The organism is Bacillus sp. M5A3_1b, from assembly GCF_053345335.1.
Genome location: NZ_JBKEZY010000008.1, coordinates 39,328 through 62,247, shown reverse-complemented (window position 1 = coordinate 62,247; position 22,920 = coordinate 39,328). Strand labels below are relative to the sequence as shown.

22 protein-coding genes are annotated in these 22,920 nt (G+C 34.8%); 15 read left to right on the top strand and 7 right to left on the bottom strand.

Features of this window, described 5'->3' with window-relative positions:
• Positions 1 to 11: 11 nt before the first annotated feature.
• Together pepF and ACLBWW_RS21610 are read right to left on the bottom strand one after the other, a co-directional pair.
• Positions 12 to 1,799, bottom strand: coding sequence for an oligoendopeptidase F (pepF, locus tag ACLBWW_RS21615; RefSeq protein ID WP_431122605.1), 1,788 nt, complete (start codon positions 1,797 to 1,799; stop codon positions 12 to 14).
• A 117-nt stretch (positions 1,800 to 1,916) separates the two neighbouring features.
• Positions 1,917 to 2,708, bottom strand: a complete 792-nt coding sequence (locus tag ACLBWW_RS21610) for an arylamine N-acetyltransferase family protein (protein WP_098706349.1) — start codon at positions 2,706 to 2,708, stop codon at positions 1,917 to 1,919.
• Positions 2,709 to 2,923: 215 nt separating this feature from the next.
• On the opposite strand from ACLBWW_RS21610, the gene amyS reads away from it, so the two are divergent.
• Positions 2,924 to 4,465: an alpha-amylase gene (amyS, locus tag ACLBWW_RS21605; RefSeq protein ID WP_048543867.1), complete on the top strand. Its 1,542-nt coding sequence runs from the start codon at positions 2,924 to 2,926 to the stop codon at positions 4,463 to 4,465.
• Between the two features lie 94 nt (positions 4,466 to 4,559).
• Here amyS and ACLBWW_RS21600 read toward each other — a convergent pair whose 3' ends face one another.
• Complete coding sequence (locus tag ACLBWW_RS21600) at positions 4,560 to 5,111, bottom strand: collagen-like exosporium glycoprotein BetA (protein WP_098068267.1); 552 nt, start codon at positions 5,109 to 5,111, stop codon at positions 4,560 to 4,562.
• A gap of 623 nt (positions 5,112 to 5,734) precedes the next feature.
• Between ACLBWW_RS21600 and ACLBWW_RS21595 the strand changes: the two genes are divergently transcribed.
• The 3 genes from ACLBWW_RS21595 (at position 5,735) to ACLBWW_RS21585 (ending at position 9,038) form a co-directional block, all read left to right on the top strand.
• Positions 5,735 to 7,636 carry an endonuclease MutS2 gene (locus ACLBWW_RS21595; protein WP_098706350.1) on the top strand — a complete coding sequence of 634 codons (1,902 nt, stop codon included), beginning with the start codon at positions 5,735 to 5,737 and terminating at the stop codon, positions 7,634 to 7,636.
• A gap of 6 nt (positions 7,637 to 7,642) precedes the next feature.
• On the top strand, positions 7,643 to 8,167 hold the full coding sequence (locus tag ACLBWW_RS21590; RefSeq protein ID WP_048543860.1) for a GNAT family N-acetyltransferase: 525 nt from the start codon (positions 7,643 to 7,645) through the stop codon (positions 8,165 to 8,167).
• Positions 8,168 to 8,327: 160 nt separating this feature from the next.
• Positions 8,328 to 9,038: a histidine phosphatase family protein gene (locus tag ACLBWW_RS21585; RefSeq protein ID WP_048543858.1), complete on the top strand. Its 711-nt coding sequence runs from the start codon at positions 8,328 to 8,330 to the stop codon at positions 9,036 to 9,038.
• 50 nt (positions 9,039 to 9,088) lie between these two features.
• Here ACLBWW_RS21585 and ACLBWW_RS21580 read toward each other — a convergent pair whose 3' ends face one another.
• Entirely contained in the window at positions 9,089 to 10,054 is a 966-nt protein-coding gene (locus tag ACLBWW_RS21580) for a quinone oxidoreductase family protein (RefSeq protein ID WP_048543855.1), read from the bottom strand.
• A gap of 122 nt (positions 10,055 to 10,176) precedes the next feature.
• Between ACLBWW_RS21580 and ACLBWW_RS21575 the strand changes: the two genes are divergently transcribed.
• From ACLBWW_RS21575 to ACLBWW_RS21560, 4 genes are all read left to right on the top strand, one after another.
• Positions 10,177 to 11,070, top strand: coding sequence for a LysR family transcriptional regulator (locus ACLBWW_RS21575; protein WP_048543853.1), 894 nt, complete (start codon positions 10,177 to 10,179; stop codon positions 11,068 to 11,070).
• A 300-nt stretch (positions 11,071 to 11,370) separates the two neighbouring features.
• Entirely contained in the window at positions 11,371 to 11,883 is a 513-nt protein-coding gene (locus tag ACLBWW_RS21570; protein ID WP_000473763.1) for a DUF2690 domain-containing protein, read from the top strand.
• Between the two features lie 16 nt (positions 11,884 to 11,899).
• Positions 11,900 to 12,376 carry a DUF2690 domain-containing protein gene (locus ACLBWW_RS21565; protein ID WP_048543851.1) on the top strand — a complete coding sequence of 159 codons (477 nt, stop codon included), beginning with the start codon at positions 11,900 to 11,902 and terminating at the stop codon, positions 12,374 to 12,376.
• A gap of 257 nt (positions 12,377 to 12,633) precedes the next feature.
• Positions 12,634 to 13,395, top strand: a complete 762-nt coding sequence (locus tag ACLBWW_RS21560; protein ID WP_048543849.1) for a CPBP family intramembrane glutamic endopeptidase — start codon at positions 12,634 to 12,636, stop codon at positions 13,393 to 13,395.
• A 215-nt stretch (positions 13,396 to 13,610) separates the two neighbouring features.
• On the opposite strand, the gene ACLBWW_RS21555 is transcribed toward ACLBWW_RS21560, so the two are convergent.
• A complete protein-coding gene (locus ACLBWW_RS21555; RefSeq protein WP_048543844.1) occupies positions 13,611 to 14,099 on the bottom strand; it encodes a DinB family protein in 489 nt (162 codons plus the stop codon).
• 184 nt (positions 14,100 to 14,283) lie between these two features.
• Between ACLBWW_RS21555 and ACLBWW_RS21550 the strand changes: the two genes are divergently transcribed.
• Both ACLBWW_RS21550 and ACLBWW_RS21545 read left to right on the top strand, forming a co-directional pair.
• On the top strand, positions 14,284 to 14,760 hold the full coding sequence (locus ACLBWW_RS21550; protein WP_116442961.1) for a DinB family protein: 477 nt from the start codon (positions 14,284 to 14,286) through the stop codon (positions 14,758 to 14,760).
• 218 nt (positions 14,761 to 14,978) lie between these two features.
• A complete protein-coding gene (locus ACLBWW_RS21545; RefSeq protein WP_098078045.1) occupies positions 14,979 to 16,016 on the top strand; it encodes a DUF4003 domain-containing protein in 1,038 nt (345 codons plus the stop codon).
• A gap of 84 nt (positions 16,017 to 16,100) precedes the next feature.
• Here the strand turns inward: ACLBWW_RS21545 and ACLBWW_RS21540 are convergent, their stop codons facing one another.
• Positions 16,101 to 16,865, bottom strand: a complete 765-nt coding sequence (locus tag ACLBWW_RS21540) for a DUF817 domain-containing protein (protein WP_048543841.1) — start codon at positions 16,863 to 16,865, stop codon at positions 16,101 to 16,103.
• Between the two features lie 275 nt (positions 16,866 to 17,140).
• Here ACLBWW_RS21540 and ACLBWW_RS21535 point away from each other — a divergent pair, with 275 nt between their 5' ends.
• The 5 genes from ACLBWW_RS21535 (at position 17,141) to ACLBWW_RS21515 (ending at position 21,212) form a co-directional block, all read left to right on the top strand.
• The gene (locus ACLBWW_RS21535; RefSeq protein WP_048543839.1) at positions 17,141 to 18,175 is read left to right on the top strand and encodes a FecCD family ABC transporter permease; all 1,035 of its coding nucleotides are present in this window, start codon (positions 17,141 to 17,143) and stop codon (positions 18,173 to 18,175) included.
• Positions 18,176 to 19,192: a FecCD family ABC transporter permease gene (locus ACLBWW_RS21530; protein WP_097889787.1), complete on the top strand. Its 1,017-nt coding sequence runs from the start codon at positions 18,176 to 18,178 to the stop codon at positions 19,190 to 19,192.
• A 21-nt stretch (positions 19,193 to 19,213) separates the two neighbouring features.
• Positions 19,214 to 20,122, top strand: a complete 909-nt coding sequence (locus tag ACLBWW_RS21525) for an iron-hydroxamate ABC transporter substrate-binding protein (protein ID WP_048543835.1) — start codon at positions 19,214 to 19,216, stop codon at positions 20,120 to 20,122.
• Between the two features lie 216 nt (positions 20,123 to 20,338).
• The gene (locus ACLBWW_RS21520; RefSeq protein ID WP_048543832.1) at positions 20,339 to 20,890 is read left to right on the top strand and encodes a GNAT family N-acetyltransferase; all 552 of its coding nucleotides are present in this window, start codon (positions 20,339 to 20,341) and stop codon (positions 20,888 to 20,890) included.
• 94 nt (positions 20,891 to 20,984) lie between these two features.
• On the top strand, positions 20,985 to 21,212 hold the full coding sequence (locus ACLBWW_RS21515; RefSeq protein ID WP_001047304.1) for a hypothetical protein: 228 nt from the start codon (positions 20,985 to 20,987) through the stop codon (positions 21,210 to 21,212).
• 130 nt (positions 21,213 to 21,342) lie between these two features.
• On the opposite strand, the gene ACLBWW_RS21510 is transcribed toward ACLBWW_RS21515, so the two are convergent.
• Positions 21,343 to 22,668: an ArsB/NhaD family transporter gene (locus ACLBWW_RS21510; protein ID WP_048543830.1), complete on the bottom strand. Its 1,326-nt coding sequence runs from the start codon at positions 22,666 to 22,668 to the stop codon at positions 21,343 to 21,345.
• Positions 22,669 to 22,920 lie beyond the last annotated feature (252 nt).

Here is a 22,920-nt window from a genome sequence, read left to right as displayed (position 1 = left end):
CTGCATGCTTTTTATAATGCTGAAAACTCTTCAACAAGTGAGTTGAAACGATTTAGTGCACTTTCAATCGGTTCTTGCGTAGTTAAATCAACTCCAGCTTTTTTGAGTAGATTTAATGGATAGTCAGAACTTCCACCTTTAAGGAATTCAATATAATGTTTTTGAGCATTTGGATCGCCGCTTAATAACTTATCTGCAATTTGGATTGCAGAAGCGAATCCAGTTGCATATTTGTATACGTAAAATGGACGATAGAAATGCGGTATTCTAGCCCATCCATATTGTACTTCTTCGTCAAATACGAGGGAGTCGCCATTATACTCTCTAAACAAGTTTTCATAAACTTCGCTAAAGACTTGAGCATTTAATGGTTTACCTTGCTGCGCCATTTCATGTGTGATTTTTTCAAACTCAGCGAACATAATTTGTGTAAAGAAAGTGCCTTTAAATTTGTCGATAAAATGGTTTACTAAATGGTTACGTACATTAGCATCTTTTGCTTCTTTTAATAAATGATGAATTAGTAGCACTTCATTTACTGTAGAAGCGACTTCTGCAACAAAAATAGTATAGTGTGCAGAAATTCTTGGTTGGTATCCGTGTGAGTAGTGCGTATGCATACCGTGTCCACATTCATGAGTAAGAGTGAAAAAGCTATTTAAATCATCGTGATGATTTAAAAGAATGAAAGGATGAACACCGTATACACCAAAGTTATAAGCGCCGGAACGCTTTCCTGGCGTTTCTCTCACGTCAATATAACGTTTATCTTTAAAGCTTTTTAATGTTTCAATATATTCTTCACCTAATGGAGCTAGTGATTCAATCATGATGTCAAACGCTTTGTCATATGGAATGTCTTGTTTTACACCCGTTACTAAATCAACGCTCAAATCGTACTGGCGTAGTTCATCTACATGTAATTTTTCTTTTCGAAGTTCATTATAAGTATGTAGTGATTGAATATTTTTTTTCGTCGTATCAATTAAATTTTCATATACTTCTTTTGGAACCATGTCGCCAAATAATGATTTTTCTAAAGCTGATGGATAGTTTCTTAGCTTTGAAACAGTAACATTATTTTTAATAGCAGCAGATAAAGTAGAAGCGATAGAATTTTTTAATTGAACGTATGGTTTGTAATAAGCTTTATAGGCTTCCTTACGTTTTTCGCGATTCTCATCTTCTATTAACTTTGCATACATTCCGCGTGTTAAATTTACTTTTTCTCCATCATCATTTGTAATTTCACCAAATAGTATATCTGCATTATTTAACATGCCGTATGTATGCTGAGGAGAGGAAAGTGCTTCGCCCATTTGTGATAAAATCTCTTCTTGGTCTTTATTTAATACGTGTTTTTTATAACGGTATAATTCAAATAAGTCTTCTTTATAATATTGTAAGCCTTCTGCTTCTTCTATGTAAGAATGTAATGTGTTTTCATCTACGCTAAGTAAGAATGGGGAAAAGAAAGATTTAGCCGCACTTACTTTCACGTGTAATTGTGATACTTTATCGACAAGAGATTGAGCGTCAGTATCGCGCGTATCAAGATCAGATTGTAATCGTGCATAAGCGAACATTAAAGATATTATGCTAGAAATTTCTTCGCTCTTTGTTAAATAGGCTAATAAACTATTGCCATCGTGAATATGTCCATTAAACTCATGTAATTCTTTCGTTAATACTTCAATTTTATGAAAATCGCTTTCCCAATCTTCAATTGTATGATAAATATCCGTTAAATCCCATTTCTCTTTATCATCTACTTGTAGTCGATCTTTAAGTTCAGTCATAATCATTTCCTTTCTAAATATGTAGTTATATTCCTATATAACTATGAAATACAACAAATTGCAAAAAATCCCTGCTGGAAAATGAAAAGCCTTGCTAAAATGGCAAGGCTTGAAAAATTATAACGTAATTCCGAATTTTGAATGTAAAAGATTTTTATATTGCGCATTTGTAACATTTTTTTTCGTTTTTTTACCGTTTTTCGCTATTGTCAGACTATCCTTTGTTAAAGATGCATGCCCATCTGCAGTTAGTTTTACAATAAGAGGTACTTTGTTAAATGGTGAGCCCTCATGTTCAACGATAATTTTTTGTGCCGCATTTACTTTTTCTTCATTCACTTCTTCTATATGAAATGCATAGCCTAACGTCCAATCATCAGTAGAAGATTGATCCAAAAACTCATTATTTTTACGCATCTCTAACATGTAGTTTCCTTTTTCGGTCATTTCTTTACGAATACGATAATCTCCTGTAACGGAGTGAATGACTTCACCTGAGAAAGGGATAGGAGCAAGAGGTAAGTATGATCCGAATCCTACTTCAATTAAATAAAGCTCATTATGATGTTTTAAAATGGTTGCGATATGTCCGGAATCAACGGCCCATATGGAGTTTGCGGCGTTATATACTGTTCCTGAAACGAGATGAACATCAAATCCAGCATCTTTAAGGAAGTAGTACATAGTAGGATTGAGTTCATAACAAAGACCACCACGGTTGTTTACTAAAATTTTTTCTTTTAAATTTTCTTTTGATATTTCCTTAAAATTCTTTTCGAGTATATTTAAGTTTTCAAAAGGGACAGTTTGTGCCATCGCGTACATAATGTTAGGTAAATCTTCAAATGAAACTTTGTCTTTTTCTTCTATATGTAATCGTGCAAAAAATTGTTTTTGAAAGTCGGTCATAGAAATCCCTCCGTCATGCTTTTATAGATAAATTGTAAACAATCTTGAATAAGATGTGAAATAAAACTACTTTGAAGTATTTGTTAAATATGTGAAGTTAGACTAAAAAATAATGTGGGAGAGTGAGAGATTGCTACTTTACTAATTGTAGAACGAATATTATAATAATTTCGATAAACTATGCAAACGTTTTCTTGAAAGGGGATGGTGTAAATATGTTGAAAAGAATAATAGTAGTCGGCTTGTCGGTTGTTTTGTTTTTACCTAGTATATATGGGAGGAGTAAAGTATATGCAGATACGATTAACAATGGGACGTTAATGCAGTATTTTGAGTGGTATGCTCCGAATGATGGGAATCATTGGAATCGTTTGCATTCGGATGCTGGAAATTTAGCTCAGAAAGGAATTACATCTGTCTGGATACCGCCTGCATATAAAGGAACTACGCAAAATGACGTAGGATATGGAGCGTATGATTTATATGATTTAGGAGAATTCAATCAAAAAGGAACGGTGCGGACGAAATATGGGACAAAAGCACAGTTGAAATCTGCAATTGAAGCTTTACATAAGCAAAACATCGATGTATATGGTGATGTAGTTATGAATCATAAAGGTGGAGCAGATTATACTGAAACTGTAACAGCTGTTGAGGTAGATCGTAACAATCGAAATATTGAAGTATCAGGTGATTATAAAATTAATGCATGGACAGGGTTTAACTTTCCAGGGCGCGGAGATACTTATTCTAATTTCAAATGGAAATGGTATCATTTTGACGGAACGGATTGGGATGAAGGAAGGAAATTAAATCGAATTTATAAATTTAGGGGTATAGGTAAAGCGTGGGACTGGGAAGTGTCTAGTGAGAATGGAAATTATGATTATTTGATGTATGCAGACCTTGATTTTGATCATCCAGATGTTGCGAATGAGATGAAAAATTGGGGGACGTGGTATGCGAATGAATTAAATTTAGATGGCTTTCGTTTAGATGCTGTTAAGCATATTGATCATGAATATTTACGCGATTGGGTAAATCATGTCAGACAGCAAACGGGGAAAGAAATGTTTACGGTGGCTGAATATTGGCAAAATGATATCCAAACTTTAAATAATTATTTAGCGAAAGTCAATTATAATCAATCTGTATTTGATGCACCACTGCATTACAATTTTCATTATGCTTCAAAAGGAAATGGGAATTATGATATGAGAAATATTTTAAATGGAACAGTAATGCAAAATCATCCTGCACTCGCGGTTACTCTCGTTGAGAATCATGATTCGCAGCCTGGTCAGTCATTGGAATCTGTAGTAAGTCCGTGGTTTAAACCGTTGGCATATGCATTTATTTTAACTCGTGCAGAGGGCTATCCTTCAGTTTTTTATGGTGATTACTATGGGACAAGCGGAAATAGTAGTTATGAAATTCCAGCGTTAAAAGATAAAATTGATCCGATTTTGACAGCACGAAAAAACTTTGCATATGGTACGCAGCGTGATTATTTAGACCATCCAGATGTGATTGGATGGACAAGAGAAGGTGATAGTGTACATGCTAATTCTGGTTTAGCGACATTAATCTCTGATGGACCGGGAGGATCAAAGTGGATGGATGTTGGAAAGAATAATGCAGGGGAAGTATGGCACGATATGACGGGTAATCAAACAAATACTGTAACAATTAATAAGGATGGATGGGGGCAGTTCCATGTAAGTGGAGGATCAGTTTCCATATATGTTCAGCAGTGAATTGTTAATAGAAAAGAAGAGGTAGACTGAAATATAAGTTTTCCTCTTCTTTTTATATTGTTATCATTCCTAAATCGTTATTTTAATAAATGAACTAGTCGACTTTTGAGACAACAAGGGATGCGTTGGAATAAATAATGTCACCTGTGGCTTCTCTTATTCGTACTCGAAGAACATCTCCTTGGTTTAAAGATAATAGATCAGTTCTGGCGGATGTAGCTCTTACCCCAGGACCACCACCAAATCGTGATTCAATTGCGAATTGAATTGAATCGTTTATTGTAAGATTTAATATACTAGACGAAATAGCTTGTATCACAAATACGATTGAAAACGATACTGAGTATACACCAGTAGTATTAATTGTAATGGAGTTGTCTACTGGATTTAGAGTAGTTCCACTAACAGGTCCTGGAATGGTGAAAATAACATTTGTATTAACTACTGCTGAAAAACCGATACCTATTTCAGAAGTTATTGTTCCAAATACGGGGAGGATCCCTAAACCGGTTGCTCCAGTGGGACCAGTTATTCCAATTCCAGTAGGCCCGGTAGGGAATATAGATGGTGGAATTGGTGGTAGTGTGGGGCCAATTAAATCTGGTTCAAGAGCAGGTCCATGTAAAATAATATATTGTTCGCTCATATAGTAACCTCCTATGATTGCTTGTCATAAATATTAAATGTATTAGGGGAAGTAAATGACATTCGCAATAGCGGAGGCACTTATTTGATTTTTTCGCAGTGAAATGAAAGTTGGATTTAATTCAAGTGTATGCCGTGATATTGAAATGTTATAGATGCGTATTAATTAAGCATGACACCTTTACTTCTCACAAAACATATAGTATGATGATTTCAGTAAATTAGATTTCAATGACTATAATATAAATTAATGAGAGGTGCTTTTTGTGAGTGCGGTAGGTACTAAATAGGAAAAATTTAATGAAATAAATCGGATAAGAACAGGGGATTTTTATGTATATCATACCCCTAATTTTGTCATGGATTTATTTCGATACCTATGAAGATACCTACAATACTTTATAAAGCGTGTAATAATGGGATTGCCATCTGTTTTTTATGGCTTATTTCCTCATATGTTATTACACATGCCTTGTAAATGTAAAAGCTGCGGTATCCCCGCAGCTTTTTTGTATATATTTTTAATGTATAAAAATGGTAATTGAATCGTGTAGGGCTCATTGGAATCTAATGGGTAGGTATCTTCATTTATGATAAAAATCAATCATAGTGAGGAGAAACAAAATGAATACGATGACTTTTGAAAAATTACAATATAACGAATTGAAGGATATAGTGAAATCTTATTGTGTAAGTGGATTAGGTAAGGAATTATTAAATAAATTAGAACCGAGTACGAGTATAAAAGTAGTGAGAAATCGCTTGAATGAAACGACGGAAGCACGAGCTATAGTAGATGCAGAAGGGCATGTTCCTTTTTTCGGTATTTCAAATATTGCTAGTACAATTCAAAAATTAGAAAAAGGGATGATTTTAGATCCTGAAGAGTTAGTAAGTGTTTCAGACTTTTTACGTGGCTGTAGAAAGATTAAAAAATTTATGTTAGATAAAGAATTTTTTGCGCCAGTATTAGCTTCTTATGCAAATTCAATGACTGAATTTAAAAGTATTGAAGAGGAAATTAATTTTTCCATTAAAGGAAATAGCATTGATGCAGCTGCTAGTAAAGAGCTAAAACGAATTCGAAATAACATTGATTCGGTAGAAGGGAAAATAAAAGAACGTTTAACGAAGTTTTTAAATAGTAGTGCAAATAAGAAGTATATTCAAGAATTCTTTATTAGTAAGAAGGATGATAGGTATACGATTCCAATTAAATCTTCTTATAAAAATCAAGTTGCGGGAAGTATAGTTGAAGCGTCTGCTAAGGGTTCTACTGTATTTGTAGAACCGCATACGGTTACAAAGTTAAACGCGGAACTCGCTAGTGTGAAAGCAGAAGAAGCGATGGAAGAGTATCAAATTTTAGCGACTTTATCAGGGATGGTAGTAGAAAATATTTATCATATAAAAATTAATATGGAATTAATTAGTCAGTATGATATGGTATTTGCAAAAGCGAAGTTTAGTAAATCAATCGATGGAATAGAGCCGGAATTAAATGATCATGGCTACATTCGTTTAGTAAATTGTAAGCATCCGCTTTTAAGTGGAAAAGTAGTACCGTTACACTTTGAAATTGGTCAAAACTACCGTAGTTTAATTATTACAGGACCGAATGCGGGCGGGAAAACAATTGTATTAAAAACAATCGGATTGTTAACTTTAGCGACAATGTCAGGCTTGCACATCGCTGGAGATAAAGAAACAGAAATTGCTATTTTTGAAAATGTATTTGTAGATATTGGTGATAATCAAAGTATCGAAAATGCACTCAGTACATTTTCATCTCATATGAAAAATCTATCTGAAATTATGAGGATGTCAAACAATAATACGTTGCTATTATTTGATGAAATAGGAAGCGGGACTGAACCGAATGAAGGGGCAGCACTTGCAATCTCTATTTTAGAGGAGTTTTATCTTGCGGGATGTATTACAGTTGCGAGTACACATTATGGTGAAATTAAACGCTTCTCAGAAATGCACGATGATTTTATGAACGCAGCAATGCAATTTAATAGTGAGACACTAGAACCGCTTTATAAATTAGTGATCGGTAAATCAGGTGAAAGTAATGCGCTTTGGATTGCGAATAAAATGAATGTAAGAGAACGTGTACTACAAAGAGCGAAAGCGTATATGGAAAATAAAGAATATGCGCTAGAAAAAGTGAATGAAAGTAAAATTAGAAAACCGAAATTTGTGCAAGAAAAAAGAGAAAATTATTACGAGTACAAAATTGGCGATCGTGTAAATTTATTAGGTCATGATGATTTTGGTATTATCTATAAGGAAATAGATAATTTTTATAACGTCGTTGTATATTATAACGGTAAATTCGTTGAAGTAAATGTAAAACGTATTACTTTAGAGGTAGCAGCAAAAGAATTATATCCAGAGGGATACGATTTAAATACACTATTTGTCGATTATAAAGAAAGAAAAATGCAACATGATATTGAGCGCGGATCGAAAAAAGCGCTTCGTAAAATCCAAAAAGAAATAAGAAAGAATAGAGGATAAGTTAAAATGGTAGCGATTAGACAAGAGCAACAAAATGATTATAGGAAAACAGAAGAAGTTGTACAGCAAGCATTTTCACATGAAGAATGTAGCGATAAAACAGAACATGAACTTGTGAGTCGTATTAGAAAATGTGATGCATTTATTCCAGAATTATCAATCGTTGCAGTAGATGAGGAAATAGTCGGTCATATTCTATTATCGAAAATTACGATAGAACAGGGTGAAAATTCTGTAGAATCGTTAGCACTTGCACCAGTTTCAGTTACTCCAATTCATCAGAGAAAAGGAATTGGCGGTAAACTTATTATAGCTGCGTTAGAAAAAGCAAAAGGCCTTGGATACGGGTCAGTTGTAGTATTAGGCCATCCAGAGTACTATCCGAAATTTGGTTTTAAGAAAGCAAGTGAGTGGAATATAAAAGCACCATTTGAAGTACCAGATGAAGTGTTTATGGTGATGGAACTGAGAGGGAATGCTCTTGAAGGTGTAGAAGGAGTTGTTGAGTATTCGAGTGCATTTGCTGAGTAGGAGTATCGGTTAAAAAAATGTAATCATAAAAGATGCTATCTTTTTGTAGGGATATACAGAAAGATAGCTTTTTTATTAAACAAATGCACTTACGTATATTTTGCTCAATGAATAATTAAGATGGTAAAATTGATATAGAAATGTAAAGGGAGAGAAAAGAATGAAGAATCGAGAAACAGATAGCAATGAGAATGTAGTTACGTTATATGTTACAAGGCACGGTAAAACAATATTAAATACGAATCATCGCGCGCAAGGTTGGGCAGACTCTCCGTTAGTAGAAAAAGGTGTGGAAGTTGCCTCTAATTTAGGAACGGGATTAAAAGATGTTCATTTTATGAGTGCATATAGTAGTGATAGTGGCCGAGCGATTGAAACTGCTAATTTAGTATTAAAATATAGTGAGCAATCAAAATTGAAACTAGAGCAAAGAAAAAATTTACGAGAATTAAATTTTGGTATTTTTGAAGGTGAAAAACTTGAAAGTATGTGGGATATGGTTGGAAAAGCTGCGGGCGTTACATCACCAGAAGAACTTATGAAGTTTTCTATTCAAGAAGTGATTAATCTCATTAGAGCAGCAGACCCTACAAAACAGGCGGAAGATTGGGAATTATTTTCTACGCGTATAAAAGCAGAAATTGATAAAATTAGTGAAGAATCTACTAAAAGTGGTGGCGGTAACGTTTTAGTTGTCGTTCATGGGCTTTTGATTACTACCTTAATCGAAATGTTAGACAGTAGCAAAACAAAACTTGGAGTAGAAAATGCTAGTGTGACGAAGATTATATATCAAAATGGAACATACACAGTCGAGTCGGTTGGAGATATGAGTTATGTTGCAAAAGGGAAAGAAAGTGTGGAAATATAAAAATAAGAAAAGGAAGATAGAGAAATCTAGCTTCCTTTTTATTTTATGAATTATGGGATTAATAAAATCTTCCCTGTGCTTTTTCGGCTCTCTAATAATTCATGAGCACGGGCACCATCTTGTAAAGAGAAGGTAGTAGGACTTGCGATCTTTAATTTTTCGGTCGTAATCCATTCGAATAATTGAGAGGAGCGTTCTTTTCTCTCTTCATAAGATGTAAGCACGTTCCAAAGGTCTCCGCCAGTTAAAGTTTTTGAAGTATCCATAAGCATACGCGGATCAACGGGAGCAGGATTACCGCCAGCCATTCCGTAAAATACGACAGTACCACCAGTTTTAGTAGCGCTAAAACTTTCCTCTAGTGTAGAACCTACTGATTCATATACAACATTTACTCCATCACCGTTTGTTATTTCAAGTACTTTCGCAGGCCATGCTTCCGTATATAAAAATACGTGATCAGCACCAGCTAATGTAGCTATTTGTGCTTTTTCTTTTGATGACGTGAGGCCGATTACCTTTCCGCCTAGTAGTTTAATGATTTGAATAAGAAGTTGTCCAACACCACCAGCTGCGGCATGTACTAAAGCTATATCACCTTGTATTATTTGATAGCTATCTTTCGTTAAATAATGTGCTGTTAATCCTTGTAATAAGACAGAAGCGGCTGTTTCAAAAGAGATAGAATCTGGAAGCTTAATTGCTTTCTCCGATGGAACAGCAACTAGTTCTGCATTTGCAAAAGGTACATCAGCAAATGCGATACGGTCTCCAGGATTAATATTCGTAACGTCAGCTCCTACTTGTTCAACAATGCCGGCGCCTTCATAACCTAATATATAAGGCGGGTTACCAGCGAGATGATAATCACCGCGGCGTCTATAAATATCAGCGAAGTTTAATCCGATTGCTTTCGTGCGGATAAGAATTTCATTTGGATTTATGATTGGGTCATGTATTTCTTTAAATTGTAGTACATCTGGGTTTCCGAACTGTTCGAAACAAAGTGCTTTCATATGGAATACCTCCATTTTATTGTTTGTCGATGCTCTTTATCATACAATACAAATATCAATAGACAAAGAGGATTATTTCGATGAAATCAATCGGAAATATCGATTGAAAAGAGGGACGATAAATGGAGATAAAACAATTAATTACATTTAAAGTAGCAGCGGATACTTTGAATTTTACGCAAACTGCGAAGAAATTAAACTTTGCTCAATCGAGTGTGACAGCGCAAATTAAAACGTTAGAAGCTGAGCTAGGTACGCCGTTATTTGAAAGATTAGGAAAACGTCTTTTCTTAACTGAAGCAGGTAGGAAGTTTCAACTATATGCCGACAAGATGATTGCGCTCAGCAACGAAGCGAAAATGGCTGTGAAAGATGATAAGGAAATAGCAGGTACGTTAATAATCGGTGCGCAAGAGAGTCAATGTACATATAGGCTGCCATCTATATTAAAGAGGTTTAAAGCGCAATTTCCTCAAATAAAGCTTATATTTAAACCAGCGCATTCCAATAAAGATGCGAAGGAACAATTGATGGAGGGAAAAGTCGATCTTGCCTTTATTTTGGACGAATGTAAAACAGAAGATGCTTTACATGTGGAGCCGCTTATGAAAGAAGAATTAAAAGTAGTAGCTGCTTCAGGGCATCATTTACTCGAGCAAACTTCCGTTTCTATAAAAGATATAGAAACGGAAACACTTTTGTTAACAGAACTTGGTTGCTCGTACCGAACTTTATTTGAAGAGCTATTTCGTACAGAAGATGTGTATCCAGCAAATAAAATTGAGTTCGTTAGTGTCGAGGCAATTAAACAATGTGTTATTGCAGATTTAGGAATAGCAGTTTTACCAGCAATAGTAGTAGAAAAAGATATACGAGAAGGGACGATAAAAGAGTTACATTTAGAAAGTGCAATCTCACCGATTTATACACAAATTGCTTGGCATAAAGATAAATGGATGACAGTGCCGCTGCAACAATTTATTGATGTGACGAGGGAGTTTTTTACAACGGATTAAGTGGAGAAATATTTGATTTATATAAAAGAAAAAATGACAATTTTGTATAAAGAACCGATGCTTGAGTGAAATAAGTATCGGTTCTTTTATGTTTTAAATAAGGATGCAATAAAATGTGTATTTCTCAACTTTTTTTCTTAGACGGATAAGTAAATTTCTTCGTATATTCCAATAACTATAAGGGAATTTACAACGTTTATTCGTTTCTGTAAGATGCCTCTAGGAAGCATGAAAGGAGGGCTTACATAGGGGATAGATTGTCTTTATGATACGTACTTATTTTGAAGGAGGAGATTTACAATGTTTAAAAAGTTAATGAAAGTATGTGTGTTAAGTGTAGTGAGTGTAGGTGTATTATTTAGTTTCCAAGGAAGTACATTTGCAGCTACTGATTTAAGTAGTTATTATGACGGGAAAAATCCAGCAACAACGAAAGTATACGGAGGTAGTACAACGTGTGATGCAGATGGATTTAATGCAAAGTCTACAGCTGTATATGAAGGGAGTAAAAAAGTAGGGACAGTGTATTTACGTTATAGTAATAAATGTCATGCAGCATGGTCTAAGCTTGTTTTAGATCAACCAGCACCTTCTGTTTCTGGGGGAATATATGCTTACGCCGTTATTAATAAATATAAAAACGGTGTATTCCAAAAATCAGTAGATTCTAATAGTGGTAATGGAGCAATAAAAACAGGTCAAACGAGCACTTATACAGGAATGGTATTTGATTTAACTGCTGATTTTGGTTATACAGCTGATGCCGAAGCGGTGACGATTAATAATGGTTACGGGAAAACTGGACGCTATTAAAAAGGAGCGGATTGCTATGAAACTTTTAAAAAAGCTAAGCGCATGTTTTTTTCTATCTTTGCTCGTTTTAACTAGTATGTTTAGTATGACTGGTAATGATAAAGCATATGCAGAAGACCATTCATATGATGGGAAAAGTCCTTACTATAATAGTTGTGACCAATCCGCAGTAACGAAAGAAAAGAAGTGGATTGATTCCAATTCTTATGTGGAATTAAAATTTAGCACGACGTGTAAGACAGCATGGGCAAAAGTTACAGTAACTCGTGCAGCAGTATATAATAACGAAGCTGATGCAAGAATCGTAAGAAAAACAGATGGAAAGGCATATACTTGTGGGAGTACTGGAGGAAATGGTGTTGTAAATAAAGGGCAAACATCATGCTATACGCCAATGGTATATGATTTAGATCCAAGAAAGGCACAGGCGCAAGGGAAACATGCTATTCCGAATAGTGACGCATATAATTATGCGGAGACTATTTGGTATTGATCATATTATAAAAAATTTAAGATAGCATATTTAAAGAGCATGTTTTGATTGGGTTTCAAAGCATGCTCTTTGTTTATTCAGGATTAATGAATAGTAAGACTCTAACTTCAGACCTCAACTGAATTAAAGCAGGTAGCGGGATTGTTTGTAAAGATCTAATTGAGTATAGATGCTTCTTTGTGTTTTGGAATAATTTAACATAAAGTATTTTCTTTCATCCAAATTTATGCTGTAATTAAAACAAAGGAGGCAAGTAAATGGGGAAAGAAATTAAACGATATGTAATGTGCACTTTAATATTTACATGGATACTATGGGGGCTATTAATTAACTTAATAAAATTTAACATTACGACATTTGGTACACCGCTAGCGATGATAGTATTTGTTTTTGGGGGAATTATGCCGGCAATCGTTGCAATTAGCTTAAAGAAAAAATATGGATCAAAAGAAGAGTTCAGAGTGTTTATAAAAAATGTTGTTAATCCTAAGTATCATTTTTTATGGTATATTCTAATCGTTGTTTTGGCTTTTATTAGTTGTTATCTGCCAATAATATTTGGTGGAGCAACGATGCAAAAACCATTATACGTGGCATTACTTAGTTTTCCAATAATGATCGTTGGTGGTGGTCTTGAAGAAATCGGATGGAGAGGATTCTTACAGCCTGCCCTTCAGAAAAGGTTTTCGGCATTTTTTAGTACGATTATTGTGAGCTTTATATGGGCTATTTGGCACTGGCCGTTATGGTTTATTCCGGGCACGAATCAAACTCAAAGGGATTTTATAGCTTTTATAATTACGACAATTGCCATATCGTTCTTATTAACTACAATGTATAACGCAACTAAAAGTATTTTTATGTGTCTAATTTTCCATGCGCTTCTTAATTCTTTTTGGAGTGTGTACGTGCCAAATGATAAAGTGTTACCAGCATTTTCAACTTTTATTTTCGGAATTTTCGTATTTATTTTGTATAAAGTAATAATGAAAAGAAAGAATCCCTTATTGATTAGGTAATTGAAATAATAAAAGGAAACATATTAATATATTTTTTATGGATGTGAAACTAATTAATAAGAATACGACACAAACATAATTAAAATATAATACAAGTTTGTGCCGTAAAAAAATTTGTAAAACTATAAACAACATTAAAAAGAATGAAGAGCTTTTCCATATACATAAACAACGTTAACGACAGTTCTAGTAGTTCATTTGTTAAAATAATCGAATTAACTAAGGTCTGTATCAGGAGGATTGTATCCAAGGTGACGAGCCATTGATACAATTTGTCCTTTATGATGAAACTCATGTGTCTCTGTATGAGTTAAAAGCCATAGCGGTGTTGTACTCCAAGGTTCTTTTTGCCATTTCACTTCATTTGCTATATTTTCGAGCCAGCGGTCATTGTATTCATCTAAAAAACGTTGTACAGTCTCATCTACTAACTTAAATCTAGCACGGACTTTCTCTACATCTGCATACTCAATTTCATAATCACTAGCAAATGAAAAATCTGCTCGCTTTTGCTTAAATGCAAATGATCCAAGCCAGTATCGATAGCAATCGGCTACATGAATATGCGTCTTTATAATGCTACCGCTCCCGAAATTTGGAACAGTGCTATGTAATTTTTCTAGTGGGATTTCTTCCAAAAACGAAAATAGGGTTTCTCTTGTAGAGCTAATAAGATTATATTGTTGTTTTAAAATATGTAACATGAAATTAACACTCCTCTTTTATTTACTAAACTATTTGTGTAGTAAATAATTCTATATGTACGAGAGGTGAACCTTTTTATTATTTTTGCTAAGCATATTAGATGTATTTCTTCATTGTTTCTGATAGATTAAACAAGGTGAAACTTTAATAAATTGAACATTTTTAGTTCATAATAAATGGTACATGAAGAGGGAGAACGATCAAATGAATAGATTAGTTGGTTTAAAACAATTTGAAATAACGCGCGGGGCATTACTTAAATTTATGGAAACGTTAGATGATAAAACTGTGGATACGCAGCCAGAAGGTTTTAACAATACAATTCGCTGGCATATCGGCCATGTGTTAACGGCAGCAGAAGTTTTCATGTTTGGAAAAGAATTTAAACAATTACCAACTGAATATCCAGGCATGTTTGGATATGGATCAAGACCATCTAAATGGAAAACAGAAGGACCATCGTTAGAAGTGTTAACGGCTCAATTAAAAGAACAAGCGAAACGTATTAACGAAATTCCAGCAGAAGCATTTGAAAATAAACTGCCAGAGCCATTCCTAGGATTGGAAACGGTAGGGGAGCTTTACGGTATGATGCTTTATCATGAAGCTGATCATATTGGACAAATGAAGGCGATGGAACGTATTATTAAAGCTCTTTAGTTGTAATTGCATGTAAAAAACGAAATTACACCTGTATTGTGAAATAATATAACGACAAAAAGGATAGATAATTTATTATCTATCCTTTTTGTCGTTGAGCTTAAAGGGGCATAAGCGATTGCAATCTTGATACTGATAAAATAGGAATAGTTATTATATTTGTTTTACATAATAGAAAAATATTGAAGATAATACAGAATTAAGGTTGCGAAACCTGCATGAAATATAAGTATAATAAAAGAGAAGAACTAGAAATAGGGGTGAATACTATGATTACATTAGAACAAAAGTTGGAGCAATACACACATACGTATACACAGTTAAAGCGAGAACTAAAATGGAAAACGAGTGATTCTCGAACAGGTATGATGATTGCTGCTATGTATACAGGTAGTGATAAATTGTTTAATCTCGGACGTTTTTTAGAGATTAGTAGTTATATTAAAAATCAAGTAGGGATGTTTTCATACTTAAAGTCTTATCATCGCTTTGTGGTGGCCGCAACTTTAGATATTCACTTTACAGATTACAAGAAGGCTTTTCGGAAGTTTTTAGATTTATATGAACAATTGGTTGCTGGTGGTTTTAGTCGGAGTATATTTACTTATCTCGCAGCATCTGTGCTTTTAACAGAAGAAAATGAACAGCATGGCACGCACATTCAGCGTTCGATGCAAGTATATAAACGTATGAAAGAGGATCACCTTTTTCTTACAAGTACAAATGATTACCCACTTGCAGTTTTACTAGCAGGACAATCAGAGAATGTAGAAACACTTATGGACCGAGTGGAACGTCTGTATCAGAAACTAGCGAAAGCTGGTTTGCGTAAAGGGAATGATCTTCAGTTTTTAAGTCATATCCTTTCACTAAAGAAGGATGTTCGTGAAGAAATGTTAGTTGCAACATGTACAAACATATGGAACTCGTTAAAAAAAGAAAAGGTAAAAGTGAAACAGATGCATTACCCAGCCATAGGGCTACTAGCGTTACTTGAGGATGGAGAAAAAGAGATTCATTCTATTAAAGCGCTGATTGAAAAATTACAGGGGGAGAAATTATTCCGTTGGCATACAGACGCGAATATTCTTATTGCTATTCAACTGTTCGTAAGTCAGAAAGGTGAGGAAAGTAAAGCTACTAACACAGGTTTACAAACAATGATAGAGGTCCTCATACAAGCACAACAAGCAGCTATGATGGCAACGATTGCCGCTTCATCTGCAGCAACATCTTCTGCTAGTAGTAGCTCATAATGTGTAACTCCTTTAATAAGGAAGGTAGAAAAGCCCATCACTCTCTAATGAGTGATGGGCTAACTATTTTTTACATAATCAGCATTATTTTTTCGACTCCTTCAAATGTTTGAGTTGTGTAACAATCATAATGCTAATAACAACGAGTAAAAACCATGAGCTAATTTTACTTAAGTGAACGAGATTCCACGCTTCCCGCTGATTTGGATATTGCCATGCTCCGAAAAATGTTGCGATGTTTTCCGCAATCCAAATGAAGAACCCGATAAGGAAAAATGAAAGAACGAGTGGCATTTTATATGTAACGCCTCGTAATGAAAATTCCACAAATGTCCGAAAGAAAACGATGAATAATAGTAAAGTTAATACCCATCTAAAGTCATATAGAAAATGATGTGTGAAAAAATTGAAGTAAATCATTGCGCCTAGCGGTACGGCAAAAATAGCACTCGGCCAATGGTGCATTTGTAAATGTAATCTTCTCCACGCTTGGCATATGTAACTGGCAACACTTGCATACATAAAACCACTGTAAAGCGGAACTCCAAAAACTTTTGAATATGCTTCTTCCGGATAACTCCATGAACCGAGATGTACTTTATATATTTCTAGTAGAAGGCCGATGAGATGGAAGACAGTAATTACTTTTAGTTCGTCTTTCGTTTCAAGTCCAGTTTTGTACATAATCCACTGCATAAGAAGACATACGATGAGTATGAAATCGTAGCGGTATAGACCTGGGATAGAAATGATTTTTGAAAGGGCTAGTGTTAAGAAAATAACGACTGGGAATAAGCAAGATAATGCTTGCTTGTAAGTGAAGTGTAGTAGTTGTTTTATATAGAACATTGTGTCACCTTCGATGTTTTTGTTGGAAAACTCAAAATAATGACTAAGTATACTACAATTTAAAAAATAAGCCAGTAGTTTATTTTTCATGTATTTGTAAGTTTTAGTAAGGAATTGTAAAAAGTATTTTAATATTTAACAAAGTAAAAAAATAGTTTGCTATTTAAAAAAAGTGGGGATATAATATCTAAATGAAAATGATAATTATTATCAGTAATGATTATAAATTAAAAATAATTATAAAAAACAACTGCATATAAAGGATGAAATGAAACATGTTACATAAGTTTGCTGTACATGCTGGCAATAATCGCTGGATACATATTAAGTTCATATGTTTTATGAGCTTAACAATTTTATGTTTAATCGGATCTATATTTTTAGCTATTGCATTCGGTGCAAAGGATATCCATTTGCAAACCGTATGGGCAGCGGTTTTTGATTATAATCCGAAATTAACGCAGCACCAAATTATTTATGAATTAAGGCTCCCAAGGGTAATTGGCGCAGCAGTTGTAGGAGCAGCTTTTGCAGTCGCTGGTGCTGTAATGCAAGGGGTAACACGAAATCCTTTAGCTGATGCAGGTGTGCTTGGTATAAATGCAGGTGCGATGTTTGTAGTAGCACTTAGTTTTGCCTTTTTCCCGCATATGCCGTATTCCTATTTAATGATTGTTTCCTTTATTGGAGCGGTTTTAAGTACAGTACTCATTTTTATTATCGGATCAGCAACATCAGGCGGATTAACACCAATGAGGTTAACGATTGCAGGGGCAGTTATGGCCGCGCTATTGCATTCGTTGAGTTCAGGTATCGCGATTTATTATGACTTAAGTCAAGATTTAGCGTTTTGGTACGCTGGTGGTGTTGCAGGGGTTAAGTGGGAACATTTGAAGTTTTTAGTTCCTATTATTCTTATAACGGTTCTTTTTGCGATAGTGATAGGGCGATCTATTTCACTCATATCAATGGGGGATGACGTCGCTACGAATTTAGGAGTAAAAACGAACCGAACGAGAATACTAGGGATGATTATAGTAGTCATTCTTGCAGGTGTATCTGTTTCAGCTGTTGGTTCTATCGGATTTGTAGGACTCGTTATTCCGCATATTGCTAGAAAATTAGTTGGTGTGAATTATCGACTCATTATTCCTATGTCAGCGTTATTAGGAGCAATGTTATTAGTTTTAGCTGACTTAGGGGCAAGAACAGTAAACCCTCCTAAAGAACTCGCGATAGGAATTATGGTAGCTCTTGTTGGAGTCCCGTTCTTCCTTTATATAGCACGTAAAGTTGGGAGGGAGCTATAAGTGAAGGATCTTTTGAACACAGATAAAAAGAGAGCTATTACTGTAACTACAATTTTTGGTTGTATTAGTATCGCTGTCATTTTAATTAGTTTAAATACAGGGACACTGAGCATAGCGCCACTTAAAGTAATTCAAACACTTTTCGGTTATGGTGATTTTGAGAGCGCAACAGTGCTATACGATTATCGTATGCCAAGAATTATAATCACCATGTTAGCTGGTATTGGCCTTGGGATTTCCGGTGCGATTTTACAAGGATTATCACGTAATGCACTTGCAGACCCTGGTATTTTAGGATTACATGCAGGTGCATCTTTCGGGCTAATTATATTTGTTACTTTCTTTCATTCTATTAATGAGAATGCATCGATTTTAATACCGTTATTTACATTTGGTGGGGGAATACTAGCTGCATTTTTAATTATTATACTTGCGAGTGATCGATCAAAAGGTTTACTTCCTATTAGACTTATTCTCGTTGGTATTGCTGTTTCAGCTGGATTTAGTGCAATTTCGTTATTTTTCTCTCTCAAGTTAAATGATGAGACATATACATTCGCTTCTAGATGGTTAGTTGGTAACGTGTGGGGAAGGGATTGGATTCATGTCCTAGCATTATTACCTTGGATTTTCATACTAACCCCGTATGCATGGCTAAAATCTAAAACGTTAAATGCATTGTCACTAGGTGATAGTGTGGCAGCAGGACTTGGTGTTTCTGTTCAAAAAGAACGGTTACTTCTTTTAGCTACAGCGGTTGGATTATCTTGCGCGAGTGTATCGATGGCAGGAGGGATTGGTTTTATCGGTTTAGTTGCTCCGCATATTGCAAGAAAGTTAGTAGGTACTACGTATCAACATTTCCTTCCACTAGCTGGCATTATCGGAATGATTGTTTTAGTACTAGCAGATACGATAGGTCGTTCTATATTCGAGCCAAATTCTATTCCAGCTGGTGTAGTAGTGGCAGCTTTAGGAGCACCTTATTTTCTTTATTTACTTACAAAAACAAAATAGATACTTCAAAGAGGAGAACATATGAAAAAGAAACTTACTATTTTATTTAGCATGATGTGTATTTTAGTATTAGCAGCATGTGGTCAAACGAAATCTAATGAAGAGGCAACGAAAAAAGCGGAAAAAAGTAATGATCCGAAAATCGCTTCTATGTCCATTCATTTAACGAATAATTTACTGGCATTAGGAATTACACCTGTAGGCTCTGTTATTGGTGGAGATTTAAAAGATTTCTTACCGCATGCAAAAGAGCAGTTGAAAGATACGAAGAAACTTGGTGTTGTAACGGATCCGAATATGGAAGCATTACTTCAATTGAAGCCAACTGACATTTATGTGGATGAAAAATACGCGGGCAAAGATGTAGCGAAATACGAAAAAATTGCAAAAACACATTCTTTCAATTTAGATGAAGGTACGTGGAGAGACCATTTAAAACAAGTTGGTAAACTTGTAAACCGTGAGAAAGAAGCGGATACATATATTCAAGATTACGAAGAGCAATCAAAACGAGTAAAAAGTTTAATAGATAAAGAGTTAGGTAATAACGAAAAAGTAATGGCAATTCGCGTTACTGCAAAAGAATTACGTGTATTTAGTACGAAAAGACCGATGGGACCAATTTTATTCCAAGACTTAGGATTACAACCTGCAAATGGTGTAGAGAAAATTGATGGAAATCGTCCTTTCGAAGTCATTTCACAAGAAGTATTACCTGACTTTGATGCAGATGCGATTTTCGTTGTTGTAAATAGAGACGATAAGGCAAAAGCTGCATTTAAACAACTTCAAGAAACACCAATTTGGAAAGACTTAAAAGCTGTTAAAGGAAAGCACGTATACATTATTAATGACCAACCATGGCTTGACTATTCTGCTTTAGGTAACAAAATGGCAATGGATGAAGCGGAGAAAATGTTTACGAAATAATATTGATTCGATGTTAGGAAGATCCTCTAAATTTTGAGGGTCTTTTTTTATTGTTAGAATAAATAAAAAATTATACAATGAATGTAATTTAATGTAGAGGAGATGTGCCAATGTCAGCGCTTATTGTAAGTATCCCATTAAAAAAACAGTTTATGGAATAAGGGGATAAATAGGCTAAAATAAGTATCCCCGTTATTAAAAAAGGGGGAGTTTGAAATGACAATGAATCTTTTTCAAAATAAAACGATTAAATTATCAGCTATGAGAGAAGCAGACGCTGAAGTAATGGCTATGTGGCAAGAAGATAGTGAGTATTTAAGAAACGTAGATACAGATGTAGCATTCCCACAATCTTTACAGGAAATAGCGAGTGATGGGCTATTAAAGGGACGGAGATCGAATAGTGTCGCTTTCATGTTAAGAACAGTTCAAGATAATCGCTTAATTGGTTTTGTTGCAATTCATGGCATAGAGTGGAATAACAGAATGGGTTTATTAGCCATTGGTATAGGAGATGCAAATGATAGAGGGAAGGGATATGGAAGAGAAGCGATCCATCTTATCTTAAAATATGCTTTCTATGAATTGAATTTGCACCGCGTCGGTCTGGATGTTATTTCTTATAATAAAGCAGCCATTGCACTGTATAAAAAGATGGGTTTTCAGATGGAAGGGTGTATGAGAGAAGCAGTCCAGCGAGATGGAAAGTGTTTTGATCGTATGATTATGGGGATATTGCGGGACGAGTGGATAGAGCTGCAAGATTAAAAATGCATTCTTATATATGTAATATGCAGGAGATATAACGATAATTGGCGAATTTTTACAGTGTACTGATTGAATTTATAAGGAGCTATGCAAAATGAATTTAGAAAAGGCAAAACCAGTAAATGAAGAGGTCGCTGAATTAAAGGAACTAATTAAAGAATTACACGGAAGTGTACATCAACTTCAAAGTGAAGTGCAGCAACTAAGGCACGAAAGACCGGTTGTTGAAGTGCGAAAGGGTGTTCAATTATCACCAACAATCGTCGGACAAATTGGCGGTATGATATTAGGTGGGTTAGCAATTATCGGCATATTTTGGTGAATGAAAAAAGGTATGCAATTTAGAGTTGCATACCTTTTTCGTTGTCGTTATTTGTCGGTAAGTCGATATAATTAGAAAATCGTTGATATATTCGAAGAAACGATCGATATAATTTCACGCACTATAGCTTTTACATTAAATAACGTAAATATATATAAGCATGTGATAGTAATAATGCAATAATAGTTAACGGTAAACCAATTTTTAAGAAGTCCATATACGAGAAAGCATGTCCTTCACGTTTTGCAATACCAGCAACGACTACGTTTGCGGATGCTCCAATTAATGTTCCGTTTCCTCCTAAGCAAGCCCCAAGTGATAACGCCCACCATAGTACTTCGATTTGCGGAGAGTCGACAGATAGTCCGAGTCCTGTAGCTAAATCTTGAATAAGCGGAATCATCGTTGCGACAAAGGGGATATTGTCAATTGTCGCAGATGCGATGCCTGATACCCATAAGATAAGTATCGCAGCGAAACCGATATCGCCATTTGTTACGTCGAGTACTTCTTTTGCGAGTGAAGAAATAAGTCCGATATCAATTAACCCGCCAACGAGAACGAATAATCCAGCGAAGAAGAAAATGGTTACCCATTCAACGTGGGCAAATACATCTTCAATATCATGTTCTTTTACTCCGATTAGCATAAGAAGTGTAGCGCCTGTCATCGCGATAACCGCAGCGTCTACATGAATAATCGAATGAAGTACAAAGCCTAAAATAGTTAGTCCTAAAATTGAAATGGATTTTAAAAGGAGGCTTTGATCTTTAATATAATCTTTTTCGTTCAATGCCATTAATATTTTAATTTGCTCAGTTGTTGTTTTTAGTTTGTTACGATACATGAAGTAAATAATGCCAAGTGTCACGATAGAGATAATGATTACGATTGGAGCTAAGTTTAGTAAAAAGGCATTAAAGTCTAAATGCTTGTTTGCTGATCCAATCATAATGTTCGGTGGGTCACCGATTAATGTTGCTGTTCCACCTATATTTGAAAATAGTACTTCTGAAATCAAATAAGGAACAGGGTTTACTTTTAAAATACGTGTAATGGACAGTGTAACAGGAACGATTAGTAGAACGGTCGTTACGTTGTCCAAAAAGGCAGAACCGACAGCAGTTAATAGGGATAGTAATAATAAAATGCGGATTGGTTTTCCACCAGCTGCCTTCGCTGCTTTAATGGCCACAAATTCAAATACGCCTGATTGACTCGTAATATGTACGAGAATCATCATCCCAATTAAAAGGGTAATCGTTTCCCATTGAATATGTGATGTGAAAGCAGTATGTAAATCTACAACTCCAAAAATAATCATAATAGCAGCGCCGAATAGTGCGATTACAGCACGATTCAATTTCTCAGAAATAATAAATCCGTACGTGATTAAAAATACGGCAATTGCAAAATAATATTGCCAATTTGCTACTTCATGTGCTGATTGTTCCAATCATGTCACCTTCTTTAAAGTATGTATTCAATTGTCAAAATGTATCTCGCTGCATAAATACGGGATAAAATATATTGTAGCAAATTCAAAAAAGAAAGAAAACTATTTAACAAAGTGAAGGAAAAAATATATTTTTTACATATCATATAAAAAATATAAAAAACACAGTGCAAATTATTAGGAAAAGTGGGCGTTGTCCTCTAATATAGAGATAGCAATTTACATTATTTTTGCGTAAAATGGTTTAAAGAG